At 73.0% G+C, this 12,502-nt stretch carries 9 protein-coding genes; 6 read left to right on the forward strand and 3 right to left on the reverse strand.

Annotated elements, in window-relative coordinates; translation table 11 throughout:
* The first annotated feature begins 207 nt into the window (after positions 1-207).
* The gene (locus QSK25_RS07245; protein WP_285635073.1) at positions 208-1,755 is read left to right on the forward strand and encodes a substrate-binding and VWA domain-containing protein; all 1,548 of its coding nucleotides are present in this window, start codon (positions 208-210) and stop codon (positions 1,753-1,755) included.
* A gap of 135 nt (positions 1,756-1,890) precedes the next feature.
* On the opposite strand, the gene QSK25_RS07250 is transcribed toward QSK25_RS07245, so the two are convergent.
* Positions 1,891-2,601: a class I SAM-dependent methyltransferase gene (locus QSK25_RS07250; protein ID WP_285635077.1), complete on the reverse strand. Its 711-nt coding sequence runs from the start codon at positions 2,599-2,601 to the stop codon at positions 1,891-1,893.
* On the opposite strand from QSK25_RS07250, the gene QSK25_RS07255 reads away from it, so the two are divergent.
* Positions 2,585-6,730: an alpha-(1->3)-arabinofuranosyltransferase gene (locus QSK25_RS07255; RefSeq protein WP_285635080.1), complete on the forward strand. Its 4,146-nt coding sequence runs from the start codon at positions 2,585-2,587 to the stop codon at positions 6,728-6,730. The two genes, QSK25_RS07250 and QSK25_RS07255, sit on opposite strands and share 17 nt — an antisense overlap.
* Here the strand turns inward: QSK25_RS07255 and QSK25_RS07260 are convergent, their stop codons facing one another.
* On the reverse strand, positions 6,731-7,906 hold the full coding sequence (locus QSK25_RS07260) for a polysaccharide biosynthesis protein (RefSeq protein WP_285635083.1): 1,176 nt from the start codon (positions 7,904-7,906) through the stop codon (positions 6,731-6,733).
* A 95-nt stretch (positions 7,907-8,001) separates the two neighbouring features.
* Between QSK25_RS07260 and QSK25_RS07265 the strand changes: the two genes are divergently transcribed.
* The 4 genes from QSK25_RS07265 to QSK25_RS07280 all read left to right on the forward strand — a co-directional run bounded on the left by QSK25_RS07265 (position 8,002) and on the right by QSK25_RS07280 (position 11,346).
* On the forward strand, positions 8,002-9,606 hold the full coding sequence (locus QSK25_RS07265; protein WP_285635085.1) for an MmpA family trehalose lipid delivery protein: 1,605 nt from the start codon (positions 8,002-8,004) through the stop codon (positions 9,604-9,606).
* 2 nt (positions 9,607-9,608) lie between these two features.
* The gene (locus tag QSK25_RS07270; protein WP_285635088.1) at positions 9,609-9,776 is read left to right on the forward strand and encodes a hypothetical protein; all 168 of its coding nucleotides are present in this window, start codon (positions 9,609-9,611) and stop codon (positions 9,774-9,776) included.
* 4 nt (positions 9,777-9,780) lie between these two features.
* Positions 9,781-10,803 (forward strand): condensation domain-containing protein, encoded by a 1,023-nt coding sequence (locus tag QSK25_RS07275; RefSeq protein ID WP_285635091.1) that lies wholly within the window; start codon positions 9,781-9,783, stop codon positions 10,801-10,803.
* 210 nt (positions 10,804-11,013) lie between these two features.
* A complete protein-coding gene (locus QSK25_RS07280) occupies positions 11,014-11,346 on the forward strand; it encodes a hypothetical protein (protein WP_285635094.1) in 333 nt (110 codons plus the stop codon).
* On the opposite strand, the gene QSK25_RS07285 is transcribed toward QSK25_RS07280, so the two are convergent.
* Positions 11,333-12,484: a glycosyltransferase family 4 protein gene (locus QSK25_RS07285; RefSeq protein WP_285635097.1), complete on the reverse strand. Its 1,152-nt coding sequence runs from the start codon at positions 12,482-12,484 to the stop codon at positions 11,333-11,335. The two genes, QSK25_RS07280 and QSK25_RS07285, sit on opposite strands and share 14 nt — an antisense overlap.
* Positions 12,485-12,502 lie beyond the last annotated feature (18 nt).

A 12,502-nucleotide genomic window follows, 5' to 3' on the forward strand; every position in this document is an offset into this window, starting at 1 on the left:
AGTTCACCGGGCTTCCATCTCAACCCGACTCACTGGAGGCGCTTCCCACCGTAATCGTGATCTTGTAGGTCGACAAGTCGAGCGGATCTCACGGGGTGCGGCCGGAATCCGGGTCCTGCCGTCACGTGACTCGCGGCCGCCGGTGCCGGCGTAATCGGAACCCTCGAGTTCTGGTGGCGCAGGAGCCGGTTGTCTAAGGTGTCCGCCATGGTGCGACCACGGCGGGTGACGGCGCCCGTCGTCGGCCTTTCGGTGCTGCTCGTGTTGTCCGTCGTCGCCTGGATCGGCGGTGACGCCGTCATCGACCGGCTCACCGCGACCCGCTGCACGGACCCGGCGACGGTCCTGGTCACCGCCGCGCCCGCGGTCGCGCCGGCGCTCAGCGAGGTCGCGGAGCAGGTCGGCACGAGCGAGGACTGCTACCGCGTCGAGGTCAGGGCGGAGCCCGCGCGCGAGACGATGACGAGGCTCGTCGACGGAACGGGGTCGCCCTCGGTGTGGGTGCCCGAGTCGACGATGTGGTTGCGGCAGGCGCGGGACTCCGGCGCGTGGCGCGTGCCCGAGTCGGGCACCTCGGTGGCGCTGTCGCCGGTCGTGCTCGCCGTCAAGGACCCGGCGAAGGGCAAGAACTGGCGCGAACTGATCGGGCCCGGCGCACAGGCCGTCGGCGGGATCGCCGATCCGGCCAGGGACCCGGCCAGTCTCTCGGCGTTGCTGGCGATGCGCGGGTTCGCGGCGGGGGAGCAGGACCCGGCGGCGGCGACGGTCGCCGCGATCAGGCCGGTGTCCGCCGACTACGCCGACCGCGCGGACGACCTGTTCGCCCGGCCGCTCGACGTGTTCCCGACGTCCGAACAGGCCCTGGAACGGCACAACTCCACGCCCGGCGCGGCCCGGCTCACGGCGGTCGCGCCGGAGAACCCCGTGCCACCGCTCGACTTCCCGTACGTCGTGCTGCCCGACGCGGGGGAGGCGCAGCGGGCCGGTGCGGAGAAGTTCCTGTCGCGCCTGCGGTCCGCGCCGGACCTCGGCAGGTTCGGCCTGCGCCCGCCCGACGACGGTGCCGCCGCGCTGGACCAGGGTTTCGTGGACGAGACGCTGCGCCTGTGGAGCGGGCTCACGCTGACCGCGCGGGTGCTCGGCGTGCTGGACGTGTCCGGCTCGATGAACCAGGCCGTGCCCAGGACCGGGACGACGCGGATGGCGCTGGCGGTCGCCGCGGCCGAGCGCGGCCTCGGCATGTTCAAGCCCGGCACCCAGATCGGCCTGTGGAAGTTCTCCACGAGGCTGGACGGCGACAAGGACTACAAGGAGATCATCCCGTTCGCGTCGGTCAAGGACCACCTCGCGAGCGGCCAGGCCGTGGCCGCCGTCCGGGCGACGCGCGCGACCGCGAACGGCGCCACCGGCCTCTACGACACCACCCTGGCCGCCTACCGGGAGGCCAGGAAGAACTGGGAGCTCGGGCGCATCAACATCGTCGCGATCATGACCGACGGCCGCAACGAGGACCCCGACTCGATCAGTCAGCGCGAGCTGCTCGACGAGCTGGCCAAGCTGCAGGACAAGCGCAGGCCGTTGCCCGTCATCGCGATCGGCATGGGACCGGACGTCGACGTGGACGAGCTGAAGAGGATCGCCGACGCCACCGGGGGCCGGTCCTTCACGACCGTCGACCCCGCCGGCATCAGCGACATCTTCGCGCAGGCGCTGAGCACGATGCTCTGCCAGCCGCCCGCCTGCCGTCCGCAGTAGCCGGACACCGCAGCCGGGCACTGTGGCCGGACACCGCAGCCGGGCACTGTGGCCGGACACCGCAGCCGGGCACTGTGGCCAGGCGCGGCAGCCAGACACGGCAGCCAGACACGGCAGCCAGACACGGCAGCCGGATCAGTACGGGTCGTACTCCCCTTCGTGGCCGAAGAACCGCGCGACCGGCCGCAGCCGCAGCCGGAGCAGGACCTTGATTCCCACGTTGCGCAGGAACCAGGGCATCTCGGCCAGCAGGCGCCTGCGATCGGCCCAGCCCGGCTGCGCCAGGCGGAAGCGCGCGAGTGAGCCCGCCCGGTCCACGTACACGTACCGGTTGCCGCACAACACCTTCGCCAGGATGCCGCTGGTCACCCCGATGGACGAGAACGCGTCGTGCACCAGGATCTCCCCGTCGGGCACGAGGTTCTCCGACCACAGCATGTCGTCGGTGTAGGTCCAGTAGTCGTGCTTGCCGTCGATGTAGAGCAGGTCGATGCGCTCGTCCCAGCGCCGGCGCAACTCCGTGCTGTAGGCCGCTTCGAGCCGCACGACGTCCGTCAGGCCTGCGCGGGCGACGTTCTTCTCGAACCGGACGCGGGTCGGCGTGCCGCCGAACAGCCTGCCCTCGACGAACGGGTCGACGGCCACCACCGTCGCGCCGACGGACCTGGCCGCGATGCCGAGCACGGTGGTGGAGCGGCCCTGGTGGCTGCCGATCTCGACGATCCGCGCGCCGGGCCCGAGGCGGGACGCGGCTCTCCACAACGCGGTCGCCTGGTCAACTGTCAACCAGCCGGGAACCTGGTCGCCCAGTTCCCACGCTTGCTCGAACGTGGTCGAAGAAGTCATCGCCACCTGCCTGGACGTGCCCCCAGAACGGTCGTGGTGGCCCAAGATAGCGATAGTCGCCCGCGAGCACTACCCGGTGGTAACTTCCTGCGCCATCAAGAGCCTGAAGATCGCGCACCGGAACCCGACGACGTGGGTGCTCCTCGCACTCACGGTGCTGTCGTTCGCCCAGCGCTTCGGCACGGCCACCTTCGACACGAAGCTCGACCTGGTCGTCAACCCGGTCGGCTTCCTCGGCAGGGCACTGCACCTGTGGAACCCCGCGGCCACGGCGGGCGAGTTGCAGAACCAGGCGTACGGCTACTTCTTCCCGATGGGGCCGTTCTTCGCGGCCGGCCAGATCCTCGGCGTACCCGCGTGGATCACCCAGCGGCTCTGGTGCGCTCTCCTGCTCTGCCTCGCCTTCTACGGCACGCTGCGACTCGCCCGCGCGCTCGGCATCGGCCAGGAGCCCACGAGGTACGCGGGTGCGCTCGCCTACGCGCTCGCGCCGCGGGTGCTGACCGAGATCGGGCCGCTGTCGGCGGAGATGCTGCCCGCCGTCATGCTGCCGTGGGTGCTGCTGCCGCTGGTGCTGGCGGACAGGATCGGCTCGCCCCGCCGTGCGGCCGCCCTGTCCGCGCTCGCGGTGCTGGGCATGGGCGGCGTCAACGGCGCGATGGTCGTGATGGCGCTGGTCCTGCCCGGGATCTGGCTGCTGACGCGCCGGTGGAACCGCGCGCACGTGCGGCTCGTGCTGTGGTGGGCGGGCTCGGTCGTCGCGGTGGCGCTGTGGTGGATCGTCCCGCTGCTGCTGCTCGGCCGGTACAGCCTGCCGTTCCTCGACTACATCGAGTCCGCGGCGAACACCACCGCGCCGATGTCGCTGTTCCAGGTGCTGCGCGGCACCAACCAGTGGGTCGCGTACGTGCTGCAGGGCGAACCGTGGTGGCCCAACGGGTTCCTCCTCGTCGACAACCCGGTGCTGATGGCAGGCACGGCGGCGGTGGCGCTCGTCGGCGTCGTCGGCCTGGCCCGGCTCGGGCTGCCGGAGCGCCGCTTCCTGGTGCTGGGCACGCTCGCCGGACTGACCCTGCTGACCGTCGGCTACGTGGGCTCGCTCGACTCGCCGCTCGCGGAGGTCGTCCGCGGACTCCTGGACGGTCCGCTCGCGCCCCTGCGCAACGTGCACAAGTTCGAACCCGTGCTGAGGTTGTGCCTGGTCCTCGGGTTCGTGCACGGCCTGCACCTGTCCCGGCCGGCCGGGGTGCGGGCGGCCCCCGAGCACTGGCGGCGGCGTGTGCGCGCGGGGGTGGCGCTGCTGCTGATCGCGGTCGTCGCGGCCCCCGCGTGGCTGCTGACCCTGCGGCCCGGGCTCGGCTGGTCGGACGTGCCCGGCCACTGGCGCGAGGCGGCGGGATGGCTCGCCGGGAAGGACGCCCGCGCCCGGACGTTGTTGCTGCCCGCCACCGGTTTCGGCCAGTACACCTGGGGCAGGACCGTGGACGAGCCGATGCAGTCGCTCGCGGAGGCGCCGTGGGCGGTGCGCAACCAGGTGCCGCTCGGCTCCGAGGGCAACACCCGGTTCATGGACGCCGTGTACGACGCGCTCGCGGACGGCCGCGGCTCGGCGGGGCTCGCCGACTTCCTCGCCCGCGGCGGGTACCGGTTCCTGCTGCTGCGCAACGACATCGCCCGGGAACAGACCGGCTCACCGCCGCTCACCGTGCTGCGCCAGGCCCTGCAGGGCTCGCCCGGCGTCGAACGGGTCGCCGAGTTCGGGCCCGAGGTGCGGATGAGCGACCAGCGGCTCGTCAGCTCGGTCGACGCGGCCGCGACCGGCAGGGCGCTGGAGGTCTTCGAGGTGAAACGGCCCGTCCCGGCCGTGACGGCGGTCGACGCCGCGGACGTGCCGACGGTGAGCGGCGGGCCGGAGTCGTTGCTGCCGCTGCTGTCGCAGGGACTGCTCGGGGCCGACCAGCCGGCGATCCTCGCCGGCGACGCGACCGAGGAGTCCGCCGAGTTGCTCGTCACCGACGGCCTGCGGCGCAAGGAACGCAACGTCGGCAGGGTGACCGACAACCTCAGCCAGACGATGTCCGCGGACGAGGCGTCCCGGCAGGGGCGGGTGGCGCTGGACGTGTCGCCGTTCCAGGACGTGCGGCACCAGACCGTGGCGGAGTACCGCGGCATCCGTGCCGTCCGCGCGTCCACGTCGACCGCGTACGCCGACGCGGCGGGGGCGATCGACCCGGCGAACTCGCCGTTCGCCGCGGTGGACGGCGACGGTGGCTCCGCCTGGCACTCGTCGAGCTTCACCGGCCCGGTCGGCCAGTGGCTGGAGATCGACCTGGACACCCCGCGCTCGGTCGGCGAGGTGACGCTCGACCTCGTCGACGACCTGCGGGTCGGGTGGGCGGTCACCCGGATCAGGATCACCACCGACACGGGTGCGACCGACCACGACGTCCCGGCGGGCGGCGGCCGGCACGCCTACCCCGTCAGCGCCGGGCTGACCGGCAGCGTGCGCGTCACGGTCCTCGGTGTCGCGGCGGACCGGCAGGACGGCAACGTCGGCGTCAAGGAGCTGAGCGTGCCGGGCATGACGGCGCAGCGGGCGTTGCGCGTGCCCCGCGACCAGGAGGCGGGCAAGCCCGGATTCTCGTTCACCAGGGGGAGCCAGTCGCGCCCCGCCTGCTACCGGACCGACGGCGCGGTGCGGTGCGACGCGTCGCTGTCCCGGCTCGGCGAGGAGGTCAACGGGCTCACCCGCCTGTTCCGCACCTCGGCCGCCGGGAAGTTCGCCGTGAACGCCACCGTCGTGCCCGCCGCCGGCGCGCAGAACCCGGTCACCGCGGCCGGCGTCGCCGTCACGGGCACGTCGTCGCTCGCGGGTGACGTCGCGGCGAGCCCGCTGTCCGCTGTGGACGGTGATCTCGGCACGGCGTGGGTGCCGGACGTGACGGACCTGCGGCCGACGCTCACCCTGGCGTGGAAGGGAAAGCGGACCGTCGCCGAGTTCCGCGTCGAAGGCGGGGCGGGCTTCCGGGCCCCCGTGGAGCTGGAGGTGCGCACCGACGCGGGCACCGAGGTCGTGCGCGTCGGCGCGGACGGGCTCGTCAGGATCAGGCCGGCGGACACCGAGAAGCTCGAACTGGTCGTGCGCGAATCCGGCGGCAGCGGGCCCGCCGAGATCGGTGAGCTCCGGGTGCCCGCGCTGGACGGCGCGCTCGCGCCGGTGCCGGCCGACACCCCGTTCACCGTGCCGTGCGGCCGGGGGCCGGTGATCGACGTCGACGGCGTCAAGATCAACAGCTCGGTCACCGGCGTGCTCGGCGACGTCGTGAACCACCGCCCGCTCAAGGCCGTGCTGTGCGAGGACGACCTGGCCACGGCGCTGGAGCTGCCGGCGGGCGACCACGTGCTGACCACCTCGCGGTCCGACTCGTTCGTGGTGCAGGACGTGTCGGTGACCCACGTCGATCTTGCGAAACCCGCTGCGACGCACCGGGAGGTGACGATCGGCAGGTGGGACGCGACGGACCGGCAGGTCACCGTGGCGCCGGGTGCCCGCGCGTTGCTCGTGGTGCCCGAGAACGTCAACGACGGCTGGACGGCGACGCTGAACGGCCGGGAGCTGGAGAAGGTCAGGGTCGACGGCTGGCAGCAGGCGTACGTCCTGCCCGAGGGCGACGGCGGCGTGGTGGCGCTGGAGTTCGGCCCCGACGCGCGGTACCGGACGGGCCTGCTGGCCGGCGCGCTCGGCGTGCTGGTGGTCCTCGTGCTCGCCGCGGTCCCGGTGCGGCGGCGGGTGGCGTTCGTGGCGCCGTCGCAGAGCCGCGGGCTGATGGTCGCGATGCTCGTGCTGCTGGCCGTGCTCGGCGGGATGCTGCCGATCGTGGCCGTCATCGCGTGCCTGCTGGCGCGGGAGTTCTGGGCGGCGGCGCCGAAGGTGGTCGCCGTCGGCGGGATGGCCCTGGGATCGGTGGTGGCGGTGCTCGGGCGGGTGCTCGGGCACGGGCAGGAGTGGGCGTACGTGCCGGTGGCGCAGGCCGCGCTGCTGGTGGCGGTGTCGGCGGTGGTGGCGGCCGCGTTCCGGCCGTTCGGGCGGCGCGACGATCCCGCGGCGGTGGAGACCGTCACCGAATGATCAGGCGCGGCGGGTCCCGCGCGCCTCGATGACCGCTCCCGCGACGACCAGCCCCGCGGTCGCGAGCAGCGCGCCCGTCACCACCTGGGCGACAGACCCGTTGAGCCACACGGTGATCAGCACGATCTCGACGCCGACCGCGATCCACACTGCGACGGTCGACCGCCGGTCGCCGCTCGCGATCCGGGAGAACAGCAGCAGCTGCACCAGTGCCAGGCACGACCCCACGAGGGCGAACTGCCACAACGGGATCGCGTCGCCGTGGTAGTGCGCGCCGCCGATCAGTGACACGCCCAGCGGGCCGAACAGGGCGCAGCCCGCGACCACGAACGCGTCGAGGCCCGCGCACACCGCCAGCGCCCTGGGCAGCATGCGGCGGCGGTCGTCCGCGTCGGCCATGCGCGGCAGCACCAGCACCCCGACCGCCTGCGGCAGCCAGTACGCGATCTTCGTGACGACCGCCCCGACGGCGTACCCGCCCGCCAGGTCCGCGAGCTGGTGCCGGGCCAGCACGAGGTCGAGGTTGACCAGCAGCACCAGCGCCAGCATGGCCTGGGAGGCGTGCAGCACGTCGGGGCCGCCCGCGGGACGGGCCGGGCGGGGCGAGCCGCAGAGCCGCCACCCGGTGAGCACGACCAGGAACGAGCCGATCGCGGTGCCCGCCAGCACCGAGGCCGAGGTGGGGGAGAGCCACAGGCCGATCACCCCGCCACCGACCTTGCCGAGCCCTTCCAGCGACACCAGCAACGCCAGCGCGCCGAACCGGTGCGTGCCCTGCAGGAGACCGTGCAGCACGCCGAGGACCGTGAGCGGGGCCAAGGAGAGCGCGAGCCACACGACCGGCCACGGTCCGTCGAGATGCAGCAGGCGGGTGAGCAGCGGCACGAGCGCCAGCGTCAGCAGGGTCATGCCCGCGCTCACGCTGAGACCCAGTCCGAACAGCGGGCGCGGGCCGAGGCTCGTCACCCGCAGGGCGGCGACGGTCTGCAGGCTCATCGCGGGCACCACGCCGATGACCACGAGCGCGAGCAGTGCGCTCAGCTCGCCGAACACCGCGGGCGCCAGGGCCCGCGCGGCCGCGATGGTGAGGACGTAGCTGGCGGCGTTGGCACCCAGCAGTGCGCCGGTGATCAGCAGGGCGTCCAGCCGGGTGGTCGTCGGCGCCGGTGCGGACACGCGAGATCCTTCCGGTGGACGGCAGGGCTACCGACGAGTACTACTGGCCGGTAGTTTCGGCGACTGTAGCCCCGGGGCGACCGGAGGGGGAGCAAGTGCGGCCGAACGGACTGACGCTCTACGCCACGTGCGCGGCGCTGGCCCTGGCCGCCCTCGCTCCTGTGCTGTGGCCGGGTCACGTCCTCGTCTACGACATGGTGTTCACGCCGGAACAACCGCTCAACGCGGCGGCGTTCGGGCTCGGGGACGCGTTGCCGCGGGCGGTGCCGGTCGACGCGGTGGTGGCCCTGCTGACCCAGGTCGTGCCCGGCCAGGTGGTGCAGAAGGTGGCGCTGCTCGCGATCGTGTTCGCCGGTGCGCTGGGTGCCGGACTGCTGGTGCCGACGGAGAAGACCGGCGTGCGGATCGTCGCCGCCGTCGCCTACTCGTGGAACGCCTACGTCGCCGAACGGCTGTTCATCGGCCACTGGACGCTGCTGCTGGGCTACGCGGCGCTGCCGTGGATCGCCCTGGCAGGCCTGAGGATGCGCAACGGCGAACCGCACGCGTGGACGCGGCTCGTGCTGGCGAGCCTGCCCGCCGTGCTCTCCGCGCCGGGCGGGATCCTCGCGCTGGGCACCGCGCTCGCCACCGCCGGGCGCCGGAAGGCCTGGCAGGTCCTGGCGATCGGCGTCGTGCTGAACGCGCCGTGGTGGGTGCCTTCCTTGCTGCAAGATGGGCTTTCGGACCCGGCGGGCGTCGAGGCGTTCAGCGCGCGGGCCGAGAACTGGGGCGGACCGGTGCTGAGCGTGCTGGGGCTGGGCGGGATCTGGAACGCCGAGGTCGTGCCCGCGAGCCGCGCCAACCCGGCGCTCCCGGTGATCACGCTGCTGCTCCTGGGAGCGGCTGTCCTGGGACTGCGGGAGCTGTCGAAACGCCTGCCCGTGTGGCCGTTGGCGGGCCTGGGGGTGCTGGGTGCCGTGCTGGCCCTGGTCGCGGTGCTGCCGGGCGGGGTGACCGCGCTGGAGGCGTTGATCGAGCACGTGCCGGGCGCCGGTCTGTTGCGGGACGGTCAGAAGTGGGTCGCGTGGCTCGCGCTGCCGTTCGCGCTCGGGCTCGCGGCGGCGGTGGAACGGCTGCGCGCGCGGCTGCTCGTGGCCGTGCTGCTGCTGGGACTGGTGCCGGACCTCGTCTGGGGCGGCCTGGGACGGCTCGAACCCGTCGACTACCCGGCGGACTGGGCCGCGGTGCGTGAGGAACTCGTCGACCAGCCCGGTGACGTGGCGGTGTACCCGCTGTCGGCGTTCCGCAGGTTCGACTGGAACGACCGGCGCACCCAGCTCGACCCCGCGCCGCGCTACCTGCCCGGCACCACGGTCGTGGACGACTCCCTGTCGGTGGGCGGCAGGGTCGTGGCGGGGGAGGACCGCCGGGCGGCACGGCTGCGCGCCGGCGACCTGACCGGCATCGGCTGGGTGCTGGTCGAGCACGGCACACCCGGCCGGGTCGACGAGAACCTGCTGGCACGACTGGAGAAGGTCCACGACGGTCCCGAGCTCGCGCTCTACCGGGTGCCGGGAGCAGTGGCCGCTGAACCGAACGGCCCAGCGGCCGCGCCCGTTGTGCTGGCCTGGGTCGCGGCTGGGTCACTGATCGGCGCGAGCCTGTTGTGGAGATGGTTACCGGTCGGTAGATTCGCGGCACCCCGACGTGAGGAGTAGACGTGGAACTGGTTTCGGTGCTGGTGGCGATCGTTGCCGGGGCCGCTCTCGCCGGAGGGGTCGGCGTGATCGTCGTCGAGCAGAACAGCCCGGACAAGGTGGTCGAGCAGCGGATCGAGGAGGGCGTGCGGGCCCAGGAGCCCGAGGTCCTCGACTACGGCTCCCGCTGACCGGGTGACCGTGGCCTTCTCCGGTGACCCGGCGGCCTCCTGGAGCATCCTGCTCGAGGCGACCCTGCGCGAGGCACCGGACCCCGCGGCGGTGGCCGCGCGGATGTCCCGCGCCGGCGCGGAGTTCCCGAACCTCGGTCCCGCGGCGGTCGTGCTGCGACCGTCCGATTGGGACCTGACACGCGCAGAATTCGCCGACGGCCGTTACGGCGCAGGCGATCCGCTCGTCCGGGTCGCGCTCGCCGGTGAGTCCCTGATGATCGCCGCGCACCACGGCGCGGTCGACGGGCTCGGGCTGATCGCGTTGCTGGGCATCGCACTCGGTGAGCCGGTGCGGAGTTCGGCGACCGGAGTGGCCCTGCGCCGCCCGGACCGGCCGTACCTCCTGAGCGCTCTCGGCCGCGTGCGCGAGGCGGTGTGGACGCCTCCCACGCGCATCCAGCCCTCGTTGCAGGGCAACGACTCCGGCGACCACCTGGTGTCCCGCGCGCTGCCCGCGCTGAAGCTGGGCAGTGCCAGGCTCACGTCGGCCGCACTCGACGCGACCCGGCGGTGGAACGCCGCGCGCGGCGCCGGGCACGGCCGCGTCGTCGCCGCGATCGGCGCTTCCTGGCGCGGTGGCGCGGATCCACGTCCCGAGGCCGGCAGCGCGCTGCTGAGACTGCGCCTGCCCGCCGGGGCGGGCGAGGACGACGTCCGCGCGCTGCTGGCGGCCGCGGCACCGGAGGCGGGCTTCCCCAGCGCGCACAACCCGGTGGCGCGGTGGGGGATGCGGGTGCTGGCGTCCCGGCTGGGCAGCACCTTCCTGGTGTCGAACCTCGGTGTGGTCGAGGCGGACGTGGCCGCCCTGCGCTTCTACCCGGCGGCGAGCGGCCGGTCCGGCGTCGCGTTCGGCGTGGTGACGACAGGGGAGGTCACCACGGCCACCGTGCGCGTGCGACGCAGGGACTTCGACGCGGCCGCCGCCGCGGGGCTGCTGGACCTGCTGTGCGATGCGGCTCTTGCGGGTCTTGGGGTGCGGCGGTAGTCGCACCGTGCGGCGGCGGAACTCAGGGCGAGAAGTACGCGCGGCACCGACTGTCACCGCATCGAACCCACCAGGGCGTTGCACGGGCTTTGCTGCGTGGGTCACAGTGGAAGCCTTGTCAGCTGCCAAAAGGGGACAGGGGGCCGTTGCCCGATGATGTGGTTCCGCGAGCGTCGTAGGGTCAATGCGCGGCGAACGCACCTTTCGGAGGTGGCGGACAGCGTCGGCGCGAGGCGGGGAGTGCTGCTGGCGGAGAAGCGCACCGGCGGGGCCGGGATCGGGAACTCGCCGGTCAGCCTGGTGATCATCACGCTCCGCCCCGGCTCCGAGAACGAGGTGGCCCGGGCACAGATCGAGTCCGCTGTCTCCGCGGGCTACACGAAGCCGCCCGAACCTCCTTGCAGCAAAGGGCGGGGCTGCTCCTTCTACGGCCAGCCGCACTTGCCCATGCTGACCATCGAGACGTACTCCTCGGGCGTACCGATCTCGTCGTTCGGGCCGGTTCCCGAAGGGCAGACCGGCGTCATCATCAGCCTGAGTTAGCGCCTGGTCGTCCCACGGCGGACTCACCGAGGAATCCTTGGGCGTGGCGACGAGGCGCGGCGGTGGCCGGTCGCAAAGCGCTGTGCACGGCGCTCTCGAACGCGTCGAGGCTCTCCTCCCAGCTGAACCGCTGGGCGCGGTCCCGGCCCGCCGCGCCCATCGCCTTGCGCAACGGCTTGTCCCGCAACAACTCCTCGGTGTGCCGGACGAAGTCGCGGAAGTCGTCGGCCAGCAGGCCCGTGCTGTGCTCCACGATCGCCTCGGCCACGCCACCCGCCGACCGGTACGCGACCGTCGGCACGCCGTGCGAGGCCGCCTCCATGATGACGATGCCCCAGCCCTCCTTGACCGAAGGGCACACGTGCACCCAGGCACCGGCGAGGATCTCGTGCTTGGTCTGCTCGTCGACCCAGCCGTGGATGACGACGCTGTCCTCGACGCCGCGGTCGATCGCGTGCCGGCGCAGCACGTCCTTCCAGGGGCCCTCGCCGACGAGTTCCAGCCGCAGGTCCGGCCACTTCGGACGGAGCTCGGCGACCAGGTCGATCGCGTGCTCCAGCCGCTTGTGCGGCACCAGCCGGGACACCGCGACGAGCACCGGTGCCTCGGTGCGGCGCGTGGTGACGGCGGGGGGCGCGTCCAGCCCGTTCGGCACGACGACCGTGCGCCGCAGCTCGACGCCGAGGGCGCCCAGTTCGTCCCGCGTCACGTTGGACACCGTGATGTAGCGGCATCTGCGGTACAGCCGGGGCGCGAGCCACGACTCGATCCACCAGCCGATGCGCCCGAAGAACGGGCCCAGCGCGCTGTGCCACTGCTCGCGGTGCACGTGGTGCACGAGAACGAGAACGGGGCAGCGCGCGACCAGGCGGCTGAAGAAGGGCATGCCGTTCTGCACGTCCACGATGACGTCCGCGTCGGAGCGCAGGATCGCCAGCAGGGCGTGCAGGTAGACGGTGAACTTGTTGCCGCGCCTGCGGAAGCGGACGCCCGCCACCCAGTCGCCGGACGGGGCCCGGTTGTGGTCCGCGCACTGGATCGCGACCCGGTAGCCGAGCCGCGCCAGCCCCTCGGCGATGCGCTCGACGTACCGCTCGGAACCGCCGCCCTCGGGGTGTCTCGTGTCGCGCCAATTCACCAGCAGAATGCTCGGCCG

Source organism: Lentzea sp. NBRC 102530 (assembly GCF_030269365.1).
Lineage (GTDB): Bacteria > Actinomycetota > Actinomycetes > Mycobacteriales > Pseudonocardiaceae > Lentzea.

What these genes read in the sequence shown, in the direction of transcription:
- QSK25_RS07245 (WP_285635073.1), top strand. Translation starts at nt 208, where the DNA reads ATGGTGCGACCACGGCGGGTGACGGCGCCCGTCGTCGGCCTTTCGGTG.
- QSK25_RS07250 (WP_285635077.1), bottom strand. Translation starts at nt 2,601, where the DNA reads ATGACTTCTTCGACCACGTTCGAGCAAGCGTGGGAACTGGGCGACCAG.